The organism is Nonomuraea thailandensis (genome assembly GCF_024172165.1).
GTDB classification, from domain to species: Bacteria; Actinomycetota; Actinomycetes; order Streptosporangiales; family Streptosporangiaceae; genus Nonomuraea; species Nonomuraea thailandensis.
The window spans coordinates 2664202-2686147 of record NZ_JAMZEB010000002.1 but is presented as its reverse complement, the minus strand read 5'-3'; the positions used below and the strand labels follow the sequence as shown (position 1 = coordinate 2686147).

Below are 21946 nucleotides of genomic sequence, written 5' to 3'. Positions count from 1 at the left end.
GACCGCCGAGGGCATGGAGGCGCCGGAGCCAAGGACTCATCTTTGGTGACATCCCACGAGCGCCTGAGGGCGTTCGGCAATCAGTTGATCGAAGTACACCTCTGGCTGCGCGAGGAGCTCGCGGCCCTGCGCGAGGAGGTCGAGGGCCATCTCTCCGGCGGCACCCGGCTGCGCGAGCTGCGGGCTCACTGCCTGACCTTCTGCTCGGCGCTCACCCGGCACCACACCGGCGAGGACGACGGCGCGTTCCCCGAGGTGGGGGCGCGCTTCCCCGAGCTACGGCCCGTGCTGGACGAGCTGCGCCGCGACCACCGGCTCATCGACGACTCCCTGCGGCGGCTCCAGGAGCTGGTCGCCGGGCTGGACGGGGAGAGGGACCCGGCCGAGGTCCGCCGCGAGATCGACAGCCTCGCCGCGCTGATGGAGACGCACTTCGTCTACGAGGAGAAACGCATCGTCGCCGCGCTCAACGCCCTGGACGTGCCCGGCTGGGATCGCGCCCGGCCCGCGTTCCTGCGCACGTCCGGAGGGGGTCACCAGGACACGCGGCCCTGATCGCCGAAGAAGCCGCCGGTCTCGCCGTCGTCGCCGATCGTGGCCCAGTGCACGGCGGCGCGGGCGCCCTCCTCGGTGCTGCGCACGCCCTTGAAGCCGTTCAGGTCGGTGGCGACGTACCCCGGCGTCACCGCGTTGATCTTGATGTGGGCCAGGTCCGGGTCGTCGAGGAAGGCGTTGGCGTACTTGACCGTCAGCATGTTGACCGCGGTCTTCGTCGCCGAGTACGCGAACGAGTCGTGCGAGCGGGCGAACATGGAGCCCTGCTCGGTGGCGTTGGCGAAGGTGGCGGAGTCGCTGGAGACGTTGACGATGCGTGGCGACGGTGAGCGGCGCAGCAGCGGCAGCATCGCGTGGACGACCCGCACCAGCCCGAAGACGTTGGTCTCGAACTCCGGGCGCAGGTCGTCGGCCGACACTTCGCGGGCGGGCCTGCGGAGGAGCACGCCGGCGTTGTTCACCAGCACGTCGAGGCGGCCGTACTCGCGCTCGATGAACGCGGCGGCCTCCGTCACGGACGCGTCGTCCGTGACGTCGATCCGTACCGGGCGGGCGGTGAGGCCGGCTCCGGTGAGCTCCGCGGCCGCCTCAAGGCCGCGGCCGGGGTCGCGGCTGCCGAGCAGCACGGTGCAGCCGCGCTCGGCGAGCTGGCGGGCCGTGGCCAGGCCCAGCCCTTTGTTGGCGCCTGTGACCAGGGCGACGGCAGGGGTGGAGGGCAGCATCTCTCGCTCCTCGGGTTAAAGTGAAAGTACCCCTACACTTTAACCGTAGGGGTACTACGGTTGTCAAAGTCGAGGAAGTGGACGGTGGCATGGAGCCTGGCCTGGTGTCGCGGCGGCCGAAGCGGGCGGACGCGCGCCGCAACTTCGACGCCCTGGTGGCGGCGGCTCGCGACACGTTCGCCGAGAAGGGCGCGCAGACCTCGCTGGAGGACGTGGCGCGCCGCGCCGGAGTGAGCATCGCCACGCTGTACCGCAACTTCCCCACCCGCGAGGACCTGGTCGAGGAGGTTCACCGGGAGGAGGTCGAGGCCCTGTGCCGGGCCGCGGGCGACGCGGCCGGGCTGGAGCCGTGGGAGGCGCTGGCGGTGTGGCTGCGCCGGTTCGTCGAGTACATCGGCACCAAGCTGGCCTTCGCCGACGCGCTCAACCGCAGCTCCGACGGCTTCCAGGCCGGCCGCAGGGCGATGCGCGAGGCGGGCGGGCCGCTGCTCGAACGGGCTCAGGCGGCGGGGGTGGCGCGACGGGAGATCTCGATCGATGACGTGCTGCGCATGATCTCCGGCATCAGCACGGTCGAGTACGCCGACGACGAGCAGCGCGAACGGGTGCTCGACGTGGCGCTGGCGGGGTTGCGGCCCTGGCCGTGCTGATCGTGCCCAGGCACCCCACGGCCCATGGCAGCCGGCACCGCCGGGCTCAGCGCAGCAGGCCGACGAACATGGTGCGGTGGAGCACCTCCACGTGCGCCCTCGTCACCCGCACCGCCTCCACCGGATCGTGCCGCTCCAGGGCCGCGACCAGCGCGGCGTGCTCGCGGTTGGACTCGCGCAGGTAGTCCATCGGGTACGGCAGGTAGTAGTGGTAGAGCTGACGCAGCACGGGGCCGTAGTGCCCGGCCGCGGAGCCGACGCCGGATGACGCCGCCAGGGCCAGGTGGAACCGCTCGTCGCAGGTGTGGAAGCCGGCCCAGTCGGTGGCCTGGTCCATCTCGCCGACCAGGGCCTTCAGCTCGGCGAGGAGCTCGGGGGTGATGGCCGTGGCGGCCAGGTGGGCCAGGCCGCACTCGAGGATCAGGCGCTGGTCGATGAGCCGGTGGACCTCCGCGGTGGCCGTCCGGTAGGCCTCGATCTCGGCCACCCGGCCGATGGCCGGCTCGTCGGCGACCAGGGTCCCGCCGGTACGGCCGCGGCGGCGTACCAGCACGCCCTCCTCGCACAGCGCGATGAGCGCGCGGCGCACGGTGATCTCACCGACGTCGAGGGCGCGGGCGACCTCGGCGGCGGGCGGCAGGCGCTCACCGGGCTTGAGCAGCCCCAGGTCAACGGCCAGGGCGATGCGGGCGCGGACGGTGTCGAGCGCGGTGAGCCGCCGCAGCCCCTCAAGGGCCTGGGAGTTGAGCGCGGTGAGGGCGTTCATGGGACCACCGTACGTTGCTTTAAAAGCTCAATATGAGCTATTTTTGGGCAGCGCCAGCCGGAAGTGCTGGTCAGAAGGCAGGTTGGACGATGCCCAGGCCCCTACCCCTCGCCCTCGTGCAGGCCGAGCCGATCCCCGCCGGCACGCCGGTGTCCCGGTTCGCCGAGCAGGTGGAGGACGTGCTGACGAGCTTTCCCGCCACCCGGCTGGTGGTCTGCCCGGAGCTGCACCTGTTCGGCAGCCGGGTGCGTCCCGGTGAGCGGAACGCCGAGCTGGCCGACGCCGCCGAGCCACTGGACGGGCCCCGGGTCAGGGAGCTGGCCGAGCTCGCCGGCGACCTGGGCGTCTGGCTGGCGCCCGGCACGGTGTGCGAGCGCGGCGCGGACGGCGCGCTCTACAACACCGCGCTGATCCTGTCGCCCGAGGGCCGGCTCGCCGCCTCCTACCGCAAGGTCTTCCCCTGGCGGCCGTACGAGCCCTACCGCCCGGGCGACCGGTTCGTGGTGGCCGATCTGCCCGGCTTCGGCCGGGTGGGGCTGGCGATCTGCTACGACGCGTGGTTCCCGGAGGTGGCCAGGCACCTGGCCTGGATGGGGGCCGAGGTGATCGTCAACCCGGTGATGACCACCACCGCCGACCGCGAGCAGGAGCTGGTGCTGGCCCGCGCCAACGCCATCGTCAACCAGGTCTTCGTGGTCGGCGTCAACACCGCCGCCCCCACCGGCACCGGCCGCAGCCTGGTGGTCGACCCGGAGGGCCGGGTCAGGGTGACGGCCGGGGAGGCCGCCACCGTCCTGACCGACGTGCCGGACCTGGACGACGTCACGCGCGTCCGCCGTCACGGCACCGCCGGGCTCAACCGCGTCTGGTCCCAGTTCACCGACGCCGACCAGCCCCTGGAACTGCCCCTCTACCAGGGGCGCATCGATCCCGGCCGGTGGAGTCCGGCCGGCGCACCCCCGGAGTGAACCCATGCCCCCCACCCTGAGGCGCACCCTCGGCCTCCGCTCCGTCGTCCTGTTCGGGCTGGCGTATTTGACGCCGCTGATCGTGCTGGGCATCTTCGGCGTGGTGGCCGAGACCACCGCCGGAGCCTCGCCGTCGGCGTACGCGCTGGCCCTGGTCGCCATGTTGTTCACCGCGCTCAGCTACGGCCGGATGGCCGCCGCGTTCCCGGTCGCGGGCTCGGCCTACACCTACGTGCGGCGCACCGTGGACTCGCGGGCCGGGTTCCTGGTCGGCTGGGCCGTGCTGCTCGACTACTTCTTCCTGCCCATGGTCATCTGGCTGATCGGCGGCTCCTACCTGTCGGCGCAGTTCCCGTCCGTGCCGTCGTGGTTGTGGATCCTCGCCTTCATCGTGCTGACCACCGGCCTCAACCTGGCCGGGATCAAGGTCGCCGACCGGGCGAACTCGCTGCTCATGGTCTTCCAGATCCTGGTGCTCGTCTTCTTCGTGCTGCTGTCGGCCGGGCACCTGATCAGCGGGCAGGGCGCCGGCGCGCTGTTCGACCTGTCGCCCTTCACGGGCCAGGGCGCCACGCTGTCCACCGTCGCCGCGGGCGCCGCCATCGCCGCGTACTCCTTCCTCGGCTTCGACGCGGTGACCACGCTGACGGAGGAGACCGTCGAGCCGACCCGTACGATCCCGCGGGCCATCCTGCTCGTCGCGCTGATCGGCGGCGGCATCTTCGTCCTGGTCTCCTACGTCACCCAGCTCGTGCACCCGGGCGGCGCCTTCGCCGACTCCTCGGCGGCGGCCTCGGAGATCGCCCGGACCATCGGCGGCAGCCTGTTCGGCGCGGTCTTCCTGGCCGGCCTGGTGGTGGCCCAGTTCACCTCCGGCCTGGCCGCCCAGGCCAGCACCACCCGCCTGCTGTACGCCATGGGCCGCGACGCGGTGCTCCCCCGCCGGATCTTCGGCTACCTGCACCCGCGCCTGCGCACCCCGGTCTTCTCCATCCTGCTCACCGGCGTCGTCGGCCTGGCCGCCGTGTGGATGGACGTGGCCACCTCGACCTCGTTCATCAACTTCGGCGCCTTCACCGCCTTCACCTTCGTCAATCTGTCCGTCATCGCCCTGTACGTCCGCGAACGCCGGGCGGGCCGTCACCTGGGGGTCCCGGCGTACGTGCTGGCGCCCGCGATCGGCGCGGTGATCGACCTGTACCTGCTCACGCAGCTCGACGCGCACGCCATCACGCTCGGCCTGGTCTGGCTCGCCGTCGGGGTGATCTACCTCGCCTACCTGACCCGGATGTTCCGCGTCCCGCCACCGGAGCTCGACTTCGCCGAGCAGAAGACGGCCAGGACCTGACGGGACGCCCCGGTGATCAGGCGCGGGAAACGCCGTCCCTGCGCGCGTACGCGACCCCGGCCGCCCCGAAGCCGACGGCGAGCAGCAACCAGCCGGAGCCGTTGACGATGGTCGAGACGGCTCCGCCGCCGAGGATGACGGGGAAGGCCACGATCATCGCCGCGGCGGCCCAGCGCGGCACGGCCCTTCCGCGCCACAGCGCGATCCCCATGAGGATCACGCCCAGAGCCGTCAGCGGCACGAAGACCGCGCTCGCGAGCACGGGTGCGGCGAAGGAGCCGAGCTCCGCCAGGATCCTCTCGACCTGGGCGACGTCGTGGACGACCCGGTACGACGCGACCGCCGCCGCGTCGTAGCCGGCGCCGCCGAAGGACACGGCGGCGAACCCGAGGAAGGTGAGCACCAGCCCGGCCGTGCCGATCCTGCGGGAGGCCCGTCTGGCCTCGATCCCGGTGACGATCGCCCCTGCCAGCGCGGTGACGGCGAACACCAGGAGCAGGATGAAGGAGATCTGGAGCCGGCCGGAGCCGGCGGCGGCCTTGGGGATCCAGACCTGCGGCGCGTCGGAGAGCTGGTACGGCAGGGCGAAGGCCCAGCCGGCCATCGCCACGGGGCCGACGGGGGCGAGGAAGCCCAGGATGCGAGGGGGTGCGGCCACGGCCGCCTGCATGGTGGTCATGTGCAGACGCTAGGTTTCGCGGGCCTGCGGGCGCATCGGTGCTAGCTCTGACTTCGCAGCCACAGCAGCGCGGCCTGGACCCGGCGGTTGTGCTCGCCGCCGGGAGGCAGGCCGAGCTTGACGAAGATCGAGCCGAGGTGGGAGTCGACGGTCCGCTCCGAGACCGCCAGGCGACGGGCGATGGCGAGGTTGGTCAGGCCCTGGGCGAGCAGGCCGAGCACCTCGCGTTCGCGGGCGCTCAAGCCGGTGCCGACGAGGTAGTGGTCGATCACCTGGCGGTCGATGGCCGTGCCGCCCGCCGCCACCCGCCGTACGACGGCGACGAACTCCGTCAGCTCCAGCACCCGATCCTTGAGCAGGTAGCCGAACCGGGCCGGGCGATCGGCCGCCAGGCGCAGCGCCAGGACCGGCTCCACGATGTGCGAGAGCACCACCACGGCCAGGCCGGGATAGCGCTCGCGCAGCAGCATGACGGCTCTGGCGCCCTCGTCGGTGAACGTCGGCGGCATCCGCACGTCGGCGATCACGAGGTCGGGCCGGTGCTCCACCACCGCGTCCACCAGGCCGCCGGCGTCGCCGGTCTCGGCGACGACCTCGATGCCGTGCTGGGCGAGCAGGCGCGCGATGCTCTGGCGCAGCAGGACGAGGTCCTCGGCGATCACTACGCGCACGGCAGGATCACCTCCAGCAGCGTGCCGTGGGGTTCGGCGTCGCTGATCACCAGATGCCCGCCGGCGGCTCCGACCCGCTCGGCCAGGCCGCGCAGTCCCGTGCCGGCCCGCAGGTCGGCGCCGCCTCGCCCGTCGTCGCCGACCCGGATCGCGACGCGGCCCTCGTCGACGGCCACCTCGACGGTGATCGACCCGGCGCCGGCGTGCTTGACCGCGTTGGTCACCCCCTCGCACGCCACCATGTACGCGATCGTCTCCACGTGGGCCGGCAGCCGTTCCTCCGGAACGCCCAGGCGCACGGGCGTCGGCAACCGGCCGGTCAGGTCGCCGAGCGCGGCCTCCAGCCCGCGGCGGCTGAGCAGCTCCGGGGCGGAGCCCTGGGCCAGGGCGCGTAGCTCGCCGATCGCGGCGGTGAGGCTCTCGGCCGCGTCGTTCAGCAGCAGCCTGGCCTCGCCGTCGACCGCCGGCTCCGCCATCTTCAGGTCGAGCGCCAGGGCGAGCAGCCGGCCCTGGACGCCGTCGTGGAGATCGCGCTCCAGGCGTTTGCGCTCGTCGGAGACGGCCTGCTCGATCCGGGCGGCCTGATCCCGTACGGCCATCTCCAGCAGAGCCCGGTCGATCAGCGGAGCCACCTCCGCCTGGCAGCTCCGCACGTCGTCGGCGGCGGCGGAGCCCATCAGCAGCCGGGCGGACTCGCCCAGGGGCACGCCCGCCTCCGGCTCGGGCAGGCCGTCCACGTCCACCCAGCCCCGCTGCTCGGGAAGCCGGAGCAGCAGGCGGAGGCCGGGGTCGTCCAGCGCCTCGCGGAGGATCCGCTCGGTGGTCCGCGCCGGGTCGAGGGCGCTGCCCCGCTCCTTGACCAGACGCGCGGTCCTGGCCCGGACGGGGTCGGCACGCAGCACGAGCGCGTGCAGGAGGCGGCGGCGCAGCGGCGTGAGCGAGGCCGCGACCAGCAGGGTGGCGACGACGACCGGAAGCACCGCGCCCAGCCGGGCCCCGATGACGGCGCTCACGCCGACGACCACGATGGCGAAGAGGGCGCCGACGCTCGTAACCAGCATCCGCATCCAGCGCTCCCTGCCGGAGACCTCGCGAGCCCCCAGCGCGTCGCGCAACCCCAGCGAGCACAGGACGAAGGGCAGCGAGAACATGACGGCCAGGCCCGCCTCCCCCAGCCCCGCACTCAGCACACCGGCCCAGAACGCCATCAGCCCCGACAGGACGCAGAAGAGGATCGTGCCGATCGGCGCCAGCGACAACGCGGCCACCGTCAAGGCCCGGGAGCGCGTCTCACCGCGAGCCCGGCGAACGGCCCGCCACAGGACGAACGGCCCGGCGAGCACGCCCGCCATCCAGGGCAGCGCCGGCAGCCAGGTCCACTCCGCGCCGAGCTCCCACAGGGGCCGGATGTCCTGGTACGGCTCCCCGGCGGGCACCGCCACGGCGGTGAAGAGCAGGTAGAGCGCCGCGTACCCGAGCAGCCACCGCGCACCGAGCTCGCCGCGGCGACCTACGACGCCCAGGTGGGCCCCGGCGGCGACGAAGCAGACCTGGAGCAGGATGATCGGCAGGATGTAGCCGGTGGCGTGCAGGACGACGGCCGCCAGGGTGAGGGGATCACGCTGCCCGCGCAGCCCGCCGTACTCCACCGCCAGCGCCGTGGCGGCCAGGTACAGCAGCAGGGACGCCGCGGTCGCGAGCAACCAGCGGCCCACGGCGCGCGCGCCCTGCCGTGACAGCCGCACGGAGACCAGGTAGGTGACGAGTACGGCCGCGGCCAGCGCGCACACGAAGTACGGGCTGTTCCCGCCGTACCGCAGCCCTTCGCCCCAGCCCCGCAAGGCGACCGCGGCGGCAGCGGCGGCCGCTCCGCCGACGAGTGACGCACCCTTCATCCACCGATGATGACAGCGCCTCGCCCCTCACGGAATCGGTGCCTGCACCGGCTCAGAAGGGAAAGTCGCGATCCTGGTCCCGGACGGTGACCCACTGCAGCTCGCTGAACTCCTCCGCCGCGAACCCGAGCCCGAACCGGCCCCAGCCGCTGTCCTTGACGCCGCCGAACGGCATCTGCGGCTCGTCGTTGACCGGCTGGTCGTTGACGTGCACGATGCCGACCTCCAGCCGGGACGCCAGCCTGAGCCCGAACTGAGGACGGCCGGTGATGATCGACGCGGCCAGCCCCAGGTCGGAGGCGTTCGCCCGGGTCACGGCCTCTTCGGCCGAGTCGACGGCCTCCACCACCACGACCGGCCCGAACGTCTCCCCCTGCGCGATCTCCGCCTCGTCCGGCACGTCGGTCAGCACGGTGGCCGGATAGCAGGGAGGCTGCGGCACGCCGCCGGCCAGGACGCGGGAGCCGAGCTCGACGGCCTCCTTGACGCGGCGGTCCAGCAGCGCCAGCGCCCACTCGTTGATCACGGGGCCGACCACGGTGGCCGGGTCGTGCGGGTCGCCGGTGGGCAGCGCGGCCACCTTGGCCGCGAACCGCTCGGTGAACTCGGCGGCGAGCGGCCGTTCCACGTAGATGCGGCGGGCGCACATGCACACCTGGCCCTGGTGGATGAAGGCGCCGTAGGTCGCGGCGTTCACCGCGTAGGTGAGGTCGGCGTCGCGGGTGACGATGAGCGGGTTCTGGCCGCTGAGCTGGAGCACGACCCGCTTGAGGTGGCGGCCCGCCTTCTCGGCCAGGCGCCGGCCGGTCGGGGTGGAGCCGGTGAAGTTGACGCGCTTGACCAGGGGGCTCGCCAGCATCGCGTCGGCCACGCCGCCTGCCTCGCCGGGGGCGTGGGTGACCACGCCGAGCGCGCCGGCCGGCAGCCCGGCCTCGTGCAGCACCTCCGCCCACAGGGCGCCGCCGGTGTAGGGGGCCTCCTCGGAGGGTTTGAGCACCACGGTGTTGCCGAGGGCGAGAGGCCCGACGACGGCCCGTCCCGACAGGGTGAGGGAGGCGTTCCACGGCGCGATCGCGCCGACCACGCCCACCGGGCGGCGCACCGCCATCGCCTGCGTGCCCTCGACGTCGGAGGGCAGCAGGCTGCCGGTGGGCTGATAGGCGAGCTGGGCGGCCTGGCGGAGCAGCTTGAGCGCGAAGTCCACCTGGACCTCGCCGAAGTAGCGGCCGCACCCGGTCTCGGCGGCGAGGGCGTCGAGGACCTCGCCGCGCCTGGCGTGCAGGAGGTCGGCCGCGCGCAGGAAGACCTGCTGGCGCCGCCAGGGCGGCAGCGCTGACCAGCCCGGGAACGCCTCGTGCGCGGCGGTGATCGCCCGCTGGGCGTCGTCGGCGTCGCCGGCGGCCACCTCGGCGAGCACCTCGCCGGACCACGGAGAGTGATCGGGATAGGTACGGCCGGAGCCCGCGGCCACCCACTCGCCGCCGATGAAGTGCCCGATTCGCGACTTGCGCCAGCCGCTCCCCGTTCGGGCCATGCGCGTTGGTCCTCTCGGTCAAAGTATTCAGATAGCTAGAACTGTAAGACCATATGCTGACCACTGTGACCGATGAGGAACCCGCCCGGCGGCCCGAGCGCGCCGCGTCCGACACCCCGGCCTCCCACTCGGTGTCCCTGGAGCGGGGGCTGAGCATCCTCGACGCGTTCACCGGCGACCGCTCGGTGCTGGGGATCGCCGACCTGGCCCGGGCGGTGGGCCTGAACAAGAGCACCACGCACCGGTACGTGGCCACGCTGACCTCTCTGCGCTACCTGCAGCAGGACCCGGAGACGAAGAAGTACTTCCTCGGCCCGCGCGCCGTCGACCTGGGGTTCGCCGCGATCGACTCGATGGAGCTCACCCGCGTCACCGGGCCGCTGCTGCAGGCGCTGGCCGACGAGACGGGGTTCACGGTCAGCGTGGCGGTGTGCGACGGGCCGGACGTCGTCTACGTGGACCGGCGGCGCAGCACCCGGCGCACCTCCCTGGCCATGGACCTCAACCTGCACGTGGGCTCCCGCCTGCCGGCCTACTGCACCTCGATGGGCAAGGTGCTGCTCGCCTACCGCGACCCGGCGGCGCTGCGGCAGATCCTCGACCACACCGACATGGCCCGTCGCGGGCCCAAGACGATCACCAACAGGGAGCAGTTGCTGAGCGCGCTGGCCAAGGTGCGCCAGAGCGGGATGGCGGTCAACGACGAGGAGCTGGCGCCGGGCCTGCGCTCGTTCTCCGCGCCGGTGCGCGACCGGTCCGGTGAGGTGGTGGCCGCGATCAACATCGCGGTGTACCTGACGCTGGCCCCGACCAGCGTCGAGGCGCTGGCCGGGCGGCTGGAGGCGCCGCTGCGGCGGACCGCGGCCGAGATCTCCCGGCGCCTCGGTCACCGGCCGGTGGCGTAGCGCGTTCCACGTGGTGAATTCGCGTTCTACTGTCTGGGACGCACTGTTGCACGGGTGTTAACGGAGCCGTACGGTCAGGTCACCTTCACGGCATTCCGCAGGTCGGAGCCGCAGCAGGCCACGAGCCGTGCGCGCGCTGACCACCCCCAAGAGCACCCCTCTGTGTCCCGGCACGGCGCTTCGCCATGCCCGCGGGACACTGTCCGGCATAAGGAGTCCTCGCAGTGAGCGACGCTTCCCCCGGCGGCATGAACCGCCGTTCCTTCCTCAGCGCGGCCGGCCTCGGCGCCGCCGCGATCGGCGCCGCCCCGCTGCTGAGCGCCTGCGGCGGCATCAGGGGCACCGGCGCCTCCTCCTCCGACGTCCTCAAGATCGGGTACGTCAGCCCGCAGACGGGCGCCCTGGCCGGCTTCGCCACCGCCGACAACTTCGTGGTCAAGCAGATCACCGAAGCGCTGCGCAACGGCTTCACCGCCGGCGGCAAGAAGCGCACCATCGAGATCATCGTCAAGGACACCCAGTCCAACCCCAACCGGGCCACCGAGGTCACCCGCCAGCTCATCAACAGCGACAAGGTGGACCTGATCGTCGGCTCCTCCACCCCGGACACCACCAACCCGGTGGCCGACCAGTGCGAGGCCAACGGCATCCCGAACGTCACCACGATCGCCCCCTGGGAGGCGTGGTGGAACGGCCGGGGCGGCAAGGACGGCGAGGGCTTCACGTACACGACGCTGTTCTTCTTCGGCATGCAGGAGTTCGCCGACTGCTTCTTCCCGATGTGGCAGCGGATGGAGGTCGGCAACAAGAACGTCGCGGCGCTGTGGCCCAACGACACCGACGCCAACGCCTTCCGCAAGGGCCTGGGCCCGATGATGACCAAGGCCGGCTACGAGGTGGTGGACGGCGGCGCGTACCAGAACGGCGTGACTGACTTCAGCTCGCAGATCGCGAAGTTCAAGTCGTCGGACGCCGAGCTGTTCACCTGCACCCCCATCCCGCCCGACTTCCAGACGTTCTGGAAGCAGGCGCAGCAGCAGGGCTTCAAGCCGAAGCTGGCCACCGTCGCCAAGGTCATGCTCTTCCCCTCCGAGGCGGAGGCGCTCGGGCAGCTCGCCGGCAACGTCGCCACCGACTTCTGGTGGAGCCCGGCGCACCCGTACAAGTCGACGCTGGACGGCAAGACCGCCCAGCAGCTCGCCGACGACTTCGCCGCCACCGGCAAGCAGTGGACGCAGGCGCTCGGCTCGGTCTACTCGCTGTTCGAGATCGCCGTGCAGGCGTTCAAGAACGCGAGCGACCCCAAGGACCGCGACGACGTGGCCGACAAGCTGCGCACCATGAAGATCAGCTGCATGAGCGGCGACCTGGACTTCACCACCGGCCCCAAGCCCGGCATCGCCCTTCAGCATCCGGTCGGCGGCCAGTGGCGCAAGGGCGCCAAGTTCCCCTGGGACGTCGTCATCGTGGACAACTCGGCGAACAAGGCCGTCCCCGTCGGGGGCGACCTGCTGCCGACCAACGCATGATGACGACCTCACCGTTGCTGCGCCTGGAGGACATCTCCAAGAGCTTCGGCCAGGTGACCGTCGCCAGGGATCTGGCGCTCACGCTGGATCCGGGCGAGGCGCTGGGGATCGTCGGGCCCAACGGGGCGGGCAAGTCCAGCCTGTTCGCGATGATCTCCGGCGACCTGCGCCCGGACGCCGGCACGGTCTGGCTGGACGGGCGCGACGTCACCGGCGTCCCGCCGCACGCCCGCACCCGGGCCGGCATCGGCCGCACCTACCAGGTGCCGCGGCCGTTCACCCACCTCACCGTGTTCGAGAACGTGCTGGTGTGCGCGCACCAGGGCGCCGGGCTGCACGGCAGGCAGGCCTGGTCGCAGGCCATGGACGTGCTGGAACGCACCGGCCTGGCGGGCCTGGCCAACACCCCGGCGGGGCGGCTCACCCTGCTGCAGCGCAAGCGGCTGGAGGTGGCCCGCGCGCTCGGCACCGGGCCCCGGCTGCTGCTGCTCGACGAGGTCGCCGGCGGGCTCACCGAACCCGAGGTGGCCGAGCTGGTCGAGGTGATCAGGCGGCTGCACGCCGAAGGGCTCGGCATCGTGTGGATCGAGCACGTGGTGCACGCGCTGGTGAAGACCGTCGCCCGGATGATCTGCCTGGCAGGCGGTGACGTGGTCGCCGACGGCGAGCCCGTCGCGGTGCTGGCCGATGCGAAGGTGCGCGAGCTGTACCTGGGCGGCGGGCCGGAGACCGGGATGACAGAGGAGGGCTCGTGACGCTGCTGTCGATCCGCGACCTCACCGTGCACCACGGCCTGCTGCGCGCCGTGGACGGGCTCAGCCTGGAGCTGGAACGCGGCGAGGTGCTGGCGATCATCGGCGCCAACGGCGCGGGCAAGTCCACGCTGCTGCGCGCCCTGGCGGGGCTGAACCCGCCCACGTCGGGGAGCGTGCACCTCGGCGACCGCGACATCACCCGCTTCCCCGCCCACAAGCGGGTCTCGGCGGGGATCGCGCTGGTGCCGGAGGGGCGGCGGCTGTTCCGGTCGCTCACCGTCGAGGAGAACCTGCTCACCGGCGCGTACCGCAAGCGGCCCGGCCCCTGGTCGCTGGAGCGGGTCTACGAGCTGTTCCCGTGGATGACCGGGCGGCGGCGGCAGAACGCGGCGCAGCTGTCCGGCGGCGAGCAGCAGGCGGTGGCGATCGGCCGGGCGCTGCTGGCCAACCCCGACCTGCTGCTCGTGGACGAGCTGTCGCTGGGGCTGGCTCCGGTGATCGTGCGCCGCATCTACGAGGCGCTGCCGGAGATCGTCGCCGCCGGCACCACCGCGCTCATCGTCGAGCAGGACGTCTCGCAGGCCATGCGGGTCGCCGACCGGGTGCACTGCCTGCTGGAGGGCCGCTCGGTCCTGGCCGGCCGCCCCGCGGAGCTCACGGCGGAGCAGGTGGAGCACGCCTACTTCGGCATCGGCGAGATCGTTCAGGACGGGAAAGACTGACATGCAATGGTTCAACGCGGTGGTCCAGGGACTGCTGCTCGGCGGCCTGTACGCGCTGTTCGCGACCGGCCTGTCGCTGATGTTCGGCGTGATGCGGATCGTCAACCTCGCCCACGGTGACCTGGCCGTCGTCGCCTCGTTCCTGGCTCTGGCCCTGGTCGGCGGCACCGGGTTGCCGCTGTGGGTGGTGATCGTGGTGACCGTGCCGCTGTTCGCGGTGCTCGGTTACCTGACCCAGCGGGTGCTGCTCCAGGGCAGCCTCTCGTCGGGGCCGCTGGCCACGCTGCTGGTCACGTTCGGGCTGTCGATCGTGCTGCAGAACGTGCTGCTGGAGATCTTCTCCGCCGACACGCGCACGCTGGACGGCGGCTCGTTCGCCACCTCCTCCTTCCATCTGGGCTCGATCACGGTCGGCTGGCTGCCGCTGGTCACGTTCCTGCTGGCCTGCGCGGTGCTGGCGGGCATCCAGGTGTTCCTGTCGCGCACCGGGCTGGGCCGGATGCTGCGCGCCTCCTCCGACGACCGGGAGACGGCGAACCTGGTGGGCGCCGACAGCCGGCACGTGTACGGGGTGGCCACCGCCATCGCGTTCGCCACCGTGGCGCTGGCCGGGCTGATGTTCGCGGTGCGTTCCTCGTTCGACCCGGCCACCGGCCCGTCCCGGCTGATCTTCGCGTTCGAGGCGGTCGTCATCGGCGGGCTCGGCTCCCTCTGGGGAACGCTGCTGGGCGGCATCGTGCTGGGCGTCACCCAGTCGCTCGGCTCGCAGATCGACCCGGCGATGACGCTGCTCGCCGGCCACCTCGTCTTCCTCGCCGTGCTGGCCTTCCGGCCGCAGGGCCTGCTCGCGGGACGGACCGCATGACCCTCTCCCATCTGCTGACCGAGCGGGCGGCGGCCGCCGTGGACGTGCGCCGCGCCGCCCGTACCTCCAAGGTGTCGGGCGGGGCGCTGCTCGCCCTCGTGGTGGTGCTCGCGGCGCTGCCGTACCTGGTGTTCAGCGAGGTCACCGACACGCTCGTCAACTTCTTCGTGCTGGTCGCGCTGGCCGGCATGTGGAACCTGCTGGCCGGGTTCGGCGGGCTGGTCTCGGTGGGCCAGCAGGCCTTCGTCGGGATCGGCGCGTACAGCGTGATCGCGCTGGCCGACCTGGGGGTGCAGCCGTACCTGGCGGTGCCGCTGGCCGCGGTGACCTGCGTGGTGTTCGCCGTGCCCACCTCGTGGCTGGCCTTCCGGCTGCGCGGCGACTACTTCGCCGTCGGCACCTGGGTGATCGCCGAGGTCTACCGGCTGCTGGTGGTGCGGATCGACGCCCTGGGCGGGGCCAGCGGCAAGGGCCTGGCAGGGCTGTCGGGGCTGGACCCGGCGCTGCGCGGCGCGCTGACCTACTGGGTGGCGCTGGCGCTGACGCTGGCCACCGTCGGCGGCTGCTACCTGCTGCTGCGCGGCCGGGTGGGGCTGTCGCTGATGGCGGTGCGCGACGAGGAGACCGCCGCGAGCGCCGCCGGCATCGACGTGACCCGGGCCAAGCGGATCGTGTACCTGGTCTCGGCCGCCGGGTGCGGCGCGGCCGGCGGGGTGATCACGGTCAGCTCGCTGAGCGTCAACCCGGACGCGATCTTCAACGTGCAGTGGTCGGCGTACATGATCTTCATCGTGGTGATCGGCGGCATCGGCTTCGTCGAGGGGCCGCTGCTGGGCGCCGTGGTGTTCCTGACGCTGCAGCAACTGCTGTCCGACTACGGCTCGTGGTACCTGGTGATCCTGGGCGCCGTCGGCATCGCCGCCGCGCGGTGGCTGCCGGGCGGGCTGTGGGGGCTGGTGCGGGACCGGACCGGGCTGAGCCTCTTCCCGGTCGGCTACTTCGTACGGGACCCGGGCCATGCACGTTGACACGGCCACCGCGGCGTCGGCGGCCATCGCCCGCGGCGAGCTGTCGCCGGTCGAGCTGACCGAGCACCTGCTGACCAGGATCGCCGAGACCGACGCCGCGCTACACGCCTACGCCATCATCACCGCCGAGGACGCGCTCGCCCGCGCCAAGGCCCTCACCGCCGAACCGTCCCGCGGGCCGCTGCACGGCCTGCCGATCGGGATCAAGGACCTGATCGACACGGCCGGCGTGCCCACCGCCTACGGCTCGCCCCGCTTCCTCGGGCACGTTCCCGGCCGGGACGCGACGGCGGTGACCCGGCTGCTGGACGCCGGGACGGTGATCCTCGGCAAGCACACCACGCACGAGCTGGCCTGGGGCGGCCGTACCGACAGCGCGTTCTTCGGCCCCACGCACAACCCCTACCGGCACGGCCACGTCCCTGGCGGCTCGTCCGGCGGATCGGCGGCCTCGGTCGCCGCCGGCAGCTCCCTCGGCGGGCTCGGCTCGGACACGGCCGGCAGCGTGCGCATCCCCGCCGCGCTGAGCGGCTGCGTCGGCTTCAAGCCGACCCGTGGCCGCGTCCCGCTGGACGGCGTGCTGCCGCTGGCCCCGTCGCTGGACCACCTCGGAGTCCTGGCCCGCACCGTGGACGACGCGGCGCTGCTCATGGACGCTCTCGCGGCCCCCGTCCCGGGTGAGCCGCCGCGGCGGCCGCGGGTGGGCTGGCTGGGCGGCTGGTTCGGCGCGGTGCTCGCTCCGGAGGTGCGCGCGGCGCTCGACACCGTGCGGGCCCGGCTGGAGGACGCCGGGGTGGCCGTCGTGGACGTCGCCGTCCCGGACGAGCCGCTGATGCCGGAGGCGCCGCTGGCCAGGATCGTGCGTGAGGCCGGCGCGTTCCACCGGGCCGCCTTCCTGGAGGATCCGGAGCTGTTCGGGCCGGACGTCGCCGAGCTGATGCGGCTCCCCGCACCGCCCGCCGAGCAGGTGGAGCGGCAGGAGGCCGCGCTGGCGCGCGTCGTGGCGGCGCTGCGGTCCGCGCTGGACGACGGCTGCGACGTGCTGGCCTGCGCCACCGTGCCGGTGACGGCGCCGCCCATCGGCGCGGGCACCGTGACGGTGGCGGGCCGCGAGTGGCCCGTCGAGCTGGTGCTGACCCGGCTGACCGCGCCGTTCAACGCCGCCGGGCTGCCGGCGATCTCGGTGCCGGTGGCCCTGGCCGACGGCCTGCCGGTCGGGCTGCAGCTCGCCGGCGGTCCCCTGCGCGACGCCACCGTGCTGGCCGCGGGCCGCCTCGTCCAGCGGCTCACCCCGCCGCTGCCGCCGCCCGGCGTACCGGGTGGAGGAGATCGGCGATGAGAGTCACAGCCGCGGTCGTCGACCGGCTGGGCGGCCGGTTCCAGGTCGAGGAGCTCGACCTCGACGAGCCAGGACCGGGCGAGGCCCTGGTGCGGATCGTCGCCTCGGGCGTCTGCCACACCGACACGATCACCCGGCACGGCGACCTGCCGATGCCGTTCCCCGCCGTGCTCGGCCACGAGGGCGCCGGGGTGGTGGTGGCGGTGGGCGACGGCGTCACCTCGGTACGGCCGGGTGACCACGTGGTCATCGGCTGGCCCTCGTGCGGCGCCTGCCGCAACTGCCGCGACGGCGAGCCCCGCTACTGCGCCCGCCTCGGCGAGGCGCTGTGCGGCGGCGGGCGGCTGCTCGGCCCGCGAGCCGGGCAGAGCGCGCTGCGCCGGCCGGACGGCTCGCCGGTGCACAGCCACTTCTTCGGCCAGTCGTCGTTCTCCACCCACGCGCTCACCTGGGCGGACGCCCTGGTCGTCGTGCCCCCGGAGTCGTCAGGGGGCGTGCCGCTGGAGCTGCTGGGCCCGCTGGCCTGCGGCATCGCCACCGGAGCGGGGGCGGTGCTGAACACGCTCAGGCCCGGCCTCGGGTCGAGCCTGGTGATCTACGGCGTCGGCGCGGTCGGCCTGGCCGCGGTGATGGCCGCCCGCCTCTCCCCCGCCACGAAGATCATCGCGGTCGATCGGCACCGGTCCCGGCTGGAGCTGGCCCTGGAGTTCGGCGCCACCCACACGATCGACGCCTCCCAGGCCGACCCCGTGGCGGAGGTGCACCGCATCTGCGGCGGCCCCGCCGACCACGCCCTGGAGTGCACCGGCGTCATCCCCGTCGTCCGCCAGGCCGCCGACAGTGTCGGCATGCTGGGCACCTGCGTGCTCATCGGCGGCGCCCCGGCGGGGGCCGAGTTCGGCCTGGACCATCTGACGACGCTGTGGGGCAAGCGCGTCGTCGGCGTCCTGGGCGGCGGCGGCCGCAGCGAGCCGCTCATCGGCACCCTGATCGAGCTGTACCGGCAGGGACGTTTCCCGTTCGACCGGCTGGTGCGCTTCTACGACCTGGCCGACCTCGAAACGGCACTCGAAGACAGCCGCCGGGGCGAGGTGCTCAAGCCCGTCCTCCGTATGAAGGAACATTGATGACCATCACCCGTGAATTGCTCATCGGTGGCAAGGCCGTGCCCGCCCGGTCCGGCCGTACCACCGCCGATCTCAACCCCTACACCGGGCAGGCGTACGCCACCGTGGCCGCCGCCGGGCCCGAGGACGTGACCCTCGCGGTGGACGCCGCGCAGGCCGCCTTCGACGACTGGGCGGCGCTGAGCCCGTTCGCCCGCCGCACCATCTTCCTCAAGGCCGCGGACCTGCTGCAGGAGCGCGGCGAGCAGGCGGCGGCCCTCATGGCGGGCGAGGTCGGCGGCACCCGGCCGTGGGCCCTGTTCAACGTCGGCCTGGCCGCGAACATGCTGCGCGAGGTGGCCGCCGCGATCACCGCGCCCCGCGGCGACGTGCTCGCGGCGCAGGAGGAGGGCGCGCTCGGCCTGGCCGTACGCGAGCCCGTCGGCGTGGTCGCCGCCTTCTCCCCGTGGAACGCGCCCCTCATCCTCGGCGTGCGCTCGGTGGCCGCCGCGCTGGCCGCCGGGAACACGGTCGTGATGAAGCCCAGCGAGGACGCGCCGATCGCCTGCGGCCTGTTCGTCGCCGACGTCCTGGCCGAGGCCGGGCTCCCGGACGGCGTGCTCAACGTCGTCACCAACGACCCGGCCGACGCCGCGCAGGTCGCCGAGGCGCTCATCGCCGACGAGCGGGTGCGCGCGGTCAACTTCACCGGCTCCACCGAGGTCGGCCGCATCATCGGCACCCACGCCGCCAGGCACCTCAAGCCGGCCGTGCTGGAGCTCGGCGGCAAGAACGCGATCATCGTGCTCGACGACGCGGACCTGGGCTACGCGGTGGACGCGGCGACGTTCGGCGTGTTCATGAACGCCGGGCAGATCTGCATGTCAGGAGACCGCGTCCTGGTGCACGAGTCGCTGGCCGAGGAGTTCACGGCCAGGTTCGCCGCCAAGGTGAGCGCCCTGCCCGCGGGCGATCCCGCCGAGCCCGCCACGGTCATCGGGCCCCTGGTCTCCGCCGCCGCGGCGCAGCGCGTCGCCGCCCTCGTCCGCGACGCCGTCGCCAAGGGCGCCACCGTCGTGACCGGCGGAGGCGAGCCCTCCGGGGCGGTCCACCCGGCCACCGTCCTGACCAGCGTGCCCGCCGACGCCGACCTGTACTACGGCGAAGGCTTCGGCCCGATCTGCGTGATCGACACCTTCGCCACCGACGAGGAGGCCGTCGCCAAGGCCAACGACACCGCCCACGGCCTGACCGCGGGCATCATCACCGAGAACGGCACGCACGGCCTGCGCGTGGCCCGCCGGCTGCAGACCGGCATCGTCCACGTCAACGACCAGTCGGTCGCCGACGAGCCGCAGGCCCCGTTCGGCGGGTTCAAGTCCTCGGGCTACGGACGGTTCGGCGGCAGGTGGGGCATCGAGGCGTTCACCAACACCCGCTGGATCACCCTGGCGACCCAGCACGCCCACTACCCGTTCTGAGCCGCCGGCGGGGTGGGCGGCGTCAGGCTCATGGCCTGACGCCGCCCACCCGCCCACCCTGCCGAGCCGCCCGGCCGCGACGCGCAGGGCGGCTCGGCGCCGGATGCCTCTCAGCGCTCAGCGGGCGCCGAGGCAGCCGGCGACGGGGGTGTCAGCCAGGAACCCCGGAGCCGTCGGATCGGCGGCGGACGTGGCGCTGATGGCGTGGGTGGTGAGGCATTCGGCGATGGCGTTCGGATCGACTGCGGCGCTCGCCGCGGGGGCGGTGGCGCTCACAGTGGAGCAGAGGGCCGCGGCGGTCAGGGCCGCGACGGCGAACAGGCGCTTGCGGTGCTGCATGGGAGTCCTTCCTGGTGAACGATCTACCGGTGAGCCGTCTGCACCCAATTGCCGTCGTAGCAGGTGTAATAGTTGGTTCCGCTCCAATCCCAGGCGCCTTCCCCGTGCTGGTAGAAGGTGCGGTTGAACCAGCTCCAGTGGCAGCCCTGCTGGGCGTGCGCGGTGCCGGTGAAGCCCGGCGCGAAGACGGCCAGGGCCGCACCGGCGGCCAGGGCTGCGGCGAGCTTGCGGGCATGGCGGGTCAAAGAGTCCTCCCCACGATGCTGGACGCCTCCGAGGTGAGGCGTCCTGGTGCTTCCTAGGCTCCCCACCTCTCACGCTTGCGCCAACACAGAGTAATGAGCTTATTACCCGCAGTGACTGTTCTCTCATGCTGCGAGCCGGGCGGCGCCTACGTCGCGGTGATCGTGACGAGCCTGTCGAAGTCGCGGTCCGGCAGCGTCCTGTTGAGCTCCAGAAGCCTGTCGGCCATCCAGCCCACCGCGTAGCGCGTCTCGGGCTTGCCGGCTTCGACGGCCTGCCGGATGGCGGCGGCCACGACGCCGGGATCGCTGCCCTGGCTGTTCTCGCCGAGCTGCGCCTCGGCTCGCACGGCCATGGCCTCGGCCATCTCTCCGTACGCGGTCGTTCCGGAGACTGCGCGCAGGTCCCGCGCCGTGTGGTCCTCGAAGCCGGTCCTGATGATGCCGGGCTGGATGATCACGACGTCGATGCCGAACGGCTCGACCTCCATGCGCAGGGTGTCGGAGTAGGCCTCCAGCGCGTGCTTGGTCGCGTAGTACCAGCAGCCGAGCGGGAGGGCGATCTCACCTCCGATGGAGGAGACGTTGACGATCGTGCCGGATCCCCGCGCCCGCATGTGGGGCAGGGCGAGCTGCGTCAGCCGGGCCGGCGCGAAGACGTTGACCTCGAACTGGTCGCGCGCCTGGTCGAGAGGGATGTCCTCGGCCGCGCCGTGCATGACGGTGCCGGCGTTGTTGACCAGCACGTCGATGCGGCCCTGCTCCTCGATGACGGTGCCGATGACCCGTTCCAGATCCTCCGGCCGGCGTACGTCCAGGGCCAGGGCGTGCCCGCCGGCGTCGCGGAGGTCGTCCATCTTGTGGACGCGCCGCGCGGCGCCGTACACGATGTGGCCGGCGCGGGTGAGCTCGAGTGCGGTGGCCTTGCCGATGCCGGCGGAGGCGCCCGTGACGAGAACGACCTTTCCCATGGTTCCTCTCCCCTTCGATCTGAGGAGAAGGCTAGGATCGCGTACGTTCTCCGAACAACTCGCCAAACTCGAAATCGCAGGTGGGCAACCGCATATTGGTGCAATGATCGTGTAGCTGAGTGCAACCGCCGGAAGGATGGATCACATGCCGGGAGAGCGGCTGACGGCCGAGGACCGCCGCCGCATCGCCGAAGGGCTGGCGGCCGGGCTGACCTACGCGGAGATCGCCCGCAGGCTGGGGCGGTCCAGGTCCACCGTCACCCGCGAGATCGCCAGGAACGGCGGCCCGCACGGCTACCGGGCGGCCCGCGCGCAGCATGCGACGAGCTGGCGCGCCCGCCGCCGCAAGAGCGCTCCCCACGCCACCGCGCCGGCCGCCGCCCGGGATCGCGAGGCCCCCACGGTCCGGGAGTTCGAGGAGCGGTTCGCCGTCATGATGACCGAGACGGGGATGGCGCCCATGACGGCCCGGGTGTTCGCCGCGCTGTTCATCAGCGAGGGCGGCAGCCTGACCGCCACGGAGCTGGTCCAGCGTCTCCAGGTCAGTCCGGCGACGATCTCCCACGCCGTCCGGTGGCTCGAGCAGAGGGAGCTGGTCACCCGGGAGCGTGAGGCCCGCCGGGTGCGGTACATCGTCGACGCCGAGGTCTGGTACCGCGCCTGGGCGGCCAGCACCAGGTCGATGGCGAGGTGGGCCGCCGCCGCCCGGCAGGGCGCCGAGATCTTCGGCACCGACACCCCCACCGGCGACCGGCTCCACACCACCGGCCGGTTCTTCGAGCTCCTCGGCCACGACATGGCGCAGGCGGCCGAGCACTGGCGGCAGGCCCTGTCCACGCGACGCCGGCGATGACCACCGGGCCGTGGCGTGGCCCG

At 72.8% G+C, this 21946-nt stretch carries 23 protein-coding genes; 14 read left to right on the top strand and 9 right to left on the bottom strand.

The window, feature by feature from the left end; all coding sequences use genetic code 11:
* Positions 1–45: 45 nt before the first annotated feature.
* The gene (locus HD597_RS16330) at positions 46–555 is read left to right on the top strand and encodes a hemerythrin domain-containing protein (RefSeq protein WP_253743089.1); all 510 of its coding nucleotides are present in this window, start codon (positions 46–48) and stop codon (positions 553–555) included.
* Here the strand turns inward: HD597_RS16330 and HD597_RS16325 are convergent.
* Complete coding sequence (locus HD597_RS16325) at positions 534–1277, bottom strand: SDR family oxidoreductase (RefSeq protein ID WP_253743086.1); 744 nt, start codon at positions 1275–1277, stop codon at positions 534–536. The two genes, HD597_RS16330 and HD597_RS16325, sit on opposite strands and share 22 nt — an antisense overlap.
* Positions 1278–1366: 89 nt before the next feature.
* Between HD597_RS16325 and HD597_RS16320 the strand changes: the two genes are divergently transcribed.
* Positions 1367–1927, top strand: coding sequence for a TetR/AcrR family transcriptional regulator (locus tag HD597_RS16320; protein WP_253743084.1), 561 nt, complete (start codon positions 1367–1369; stop codon positions 1925–1927).
* A gap of 46 nt (positions 1928–1973) precedes the next feature.
* Here the strand turns inward: HD597_RS16320 and HD597_RS16315 are convergent, their stop codons facing one another.
* Positions 1974–2693, bottom strand: a complete 720-nt coding sequence (locus HD597_RS16315; protein WP_253743082.1) for a FadR/GntR family transcriptional regulator — start codon at positions 2691–2693, stop codon at positions 1974–1976.
* 89 nt (positions 2694–2782) lie between these two features.
* On the opposite strand from HD597_RS16315, the gene HD597_RS16310 reads away from it, so the two are divergent.
* Together HD597_RS16310 and HD597_RS16305 are read left to right on the top strand one after the other, a co-directional pair.
* Positions 2783–3661: a carbon-nitrogen hydrolase family protein gene (locus tag HD597_RS16310; protein ID WP_253743080.1), complete on the top strand. Its 879-nt coding sequence runs from the start codon at positions 2783–2785 to the stop codon at positions 3659–3661.
* Between the two features lie 4 nt (positions 3662–3665).
* Entirely contained in the window at positions 3666–5009 is a 1344-nt protein-coding gene (locus tag HD597_RS16305; protein WP_253743078.1) for an APC family permease, read from the top strand.
* 16 nt (positions 5010–5025) lie between these two features.
* On the opposite strand, the gene HD597_RS16300 is transcribed toward HD597_RS16305, so the two are convergent.
* Genes HD597_RS16300 through HD597_RS16285 form a run of 4 tightly spaced genes read right to left on the bottom strand, consistent with a single transcriptional unit; the run spans position 5026 to position 9788 of the window.
* Positions 5026–5688 carry a hypothetical protein gene (locus HD597_RS16300; protein ID WP_253743077.1) on the bottom strand — a complete coding sequence of 221 codons (663 nt, stop codon included), beginning with the start codon at positions 5686–5688 and terminating at the stop codon, positions 5026–5028.
* A 41-nt stretch (positions 5689–5729) separates the two neighbouring features.
* Complete coding sequence (locus HD597_RS16295; RefSeq protein WP_253743075.1) at positions 5730–6359, bottom strand: response regulator transcription factor; 630 nt, start codon at positions 6357–6359, stop codon at positions 5730–5732.
* Positions 6350–8254, bottom strand: a complete 1905-nt coding sequence (locus HD597_RS16290; protein WP_253743074.1) for a sensor histidine kinase — start codon at positions 8252–8254, stop codon at positions 6350–6352. The genes HD597_RS16295 and HD597_RS16290 overlap by 10 nt, the downstream gene beginning before the upstream one ends.
* Positions 8255–8306: 52 nt before the next feature.
* Complete coding sequence (locus HD597_RS16285) at positions 8307–9788, bottom strand: aldehyde dehydrogenase family protein (protein ID WP_253743071.1); 1482 nt, start codon at positions 9786–9788, stop codon at positions 8307–8309.
* A gap of 65 nt (positions 9789–9853) precedes the next feature.
* Here HD597_RS16285 and HD597_RS16280 point away from each other — a divergent pair, with 65 nt between their 5' ends.
* The 9 genes from HD597_RS16280 (at position 9854) to HD597_RS16240 (ending at position 19518) form a co-directional block, all read left to right on the top strand.
* Positions 9854–10693 (top strand): IclR family transcriptional regulator, encoded by an 840-nt coding sequence (locus HD597_RS16280; RefSeq protein ID WP_253743069.1) that lies wholly within the window; start codon positions 9854–9856, stop codon positions 10691–10693.
* Between the two features lie 224 nt (positions 10694–10917).
* Entirely contained in the window at positions 10918–12222 is a 1305-nt protein-coding gene (locus tag HD597_RS16275; RefSeq protein WP_253743068.1) for an ABC transporter substrate-binding protein, read from the top strand.
* Positions 12219–12977: an ABC transporter ATP-binding protein gene (locus tag HD597_RS16270; protein ID WP_253743066.1), complete on the top strand. Its 759-nt coding sequence runs from the start codon at positions 12219–12221 to the stop codon at positions 12975–12977. Before HD597_RS16275 ends, HD597_RS16270 begins: the two co-directional genes overlap by 4 nt.
* Positions 12974–13699 carry an ABC transporter ATP-binding protein gene (locus HD597_RS16265; RefSeq protein WP_253743064.1) on the top strand — a complete coding sequence of 242 codons (726 nt, stop codon included), beginning with the start codon at positions 12974–12976 and terminating at the stop codon, positions 13697–13699. The genes HD597_RS16270 and HD597_RS16265 overlap by 4 nt, the downstream gene beginning before the upstream one ends.
* Position 13700: 1 nt before the next feature.
* Positions 13701–14564: a branched-chain amino acid ABC transporter permease gene (locus HD597_RS16260; RefSeq protein WP_253743063.1), complete on the top strand. Its 864-nt coding sequence runs from the start codon at positions 13701–13703 to the stop codon at positions 14562–14564.
* Complete coding sequence (locus HD597_RS16255; RefSeq protein WP_253743061.1) at positions 14561–15592, top strand: branched-chain amino acid ABC transporter permease; 1032 nt, start codon at positions 14561–14563, stop codon at positions 15590–15592. The genes HD597_RS16260 and HD597_RS16255 overlap by 4 nt, the downstream gene beginning before the upstream one ends.
* On the top strand, positions 15582–16931 hold the full coding sequence (locus tag HD597_RS16250) for an amidase (RefSeq protein ID WP_253743059.1): 1350 nt from the start codon (positions 15582–15584) through the stop codon (positions 16929–16931). The genes HD597_RS16255 and HD597_RS16250 overlap by 11 nt, the downstream gene beginning before the upstream one ends.
* The gene (locus tag HD597_RS16245) at positions 16928–18058 is read left to right on the top strand and encodes an NAD(P)-dependent alcohol dehydrogenase (RefSeq protein WP_253743057.1); all 1131 of its coding nucleotides are present in this window, start codon (positions 16928–16930) and stop codon (positions 18056–18058) included. The genes HD597_RS16250 and HD597_RS16245 overlap by 4 nt, the downstream gene beginning before the upstream one ends.
* On the top strand, positions 18058–19518 hold the full coding sequence (locus HD597_RS16240; protein ID WP_253743055.1) for an aldehyde dehydrogenase family protein: 1461 nt from the start codon (positions 18058–18060) through the stop codon (positions 19516–19518). The genes HD597_RS16245 and HD597_RS16240 overlap by 1 nt, the downstream gene beginning before the upstream one ends.
* 117 nt (positions 19519–19635) lie before the next feature.
* Here the strand turns inward: HD597_RS16240 and HD597_RS16235 are convergent, their stop codons facing one another.
* From HD597_RS16235 to HD597_RS16225, 3 genes are all read right to left on the bottom strand, one after another.
* Positions 19636–19857, bottom strand: a complete 222-nt coding sequence (locus tag HD597_RS16235) for a hypothetical protein (RefSeq protein WP_253743054.1) — start codon at positions 19855–19857, stop codon at positions 19636–19638.
* A gap of 23 nt (positions 19858–19880) precedes the next feature.
* Positions 19881–20102 carry a hypothetical protein gene (locus HD597_RS16230; protein ID WP_253743052.1) on the bottom strand — a complete coding sequence of 74 codons (222 nt, stop codon included), beginning with the start codon at positions 20100–20102 and terminating at the stop codon, positions 19881–19883.
* A gap of 146 nt (positions 20103–20248) precedes the next feature.
* On the bottom strand, positions 20249–21070 hold the full coding sequence (locus HD597_RS16225) for an oxidoreductase (protein WP_253743050.1): 822 nt from the start codon (positions 21068–21070) through the stop codon (positions 20249–20251).
* A gap of 145 nt (positions 21071–21215) precedes the next feature.
* Here HD597_RS16225 and HD597_RS16220 point away from each other — a divergent pair, with 145 nt between their 5' ends.
* Positions 21216–21923 (top strand): GbsR/MarR family transcriptional regulator, encoded by a 708-nt coding sequence (locus HD597_RS16220; protein WP_253743048.1) that lies wholly within the window; start codon positions 21216–21218, stop codon positions 21921–21923.
* Positions 21924–21946 lie beyond the last annotated feature (23 nt).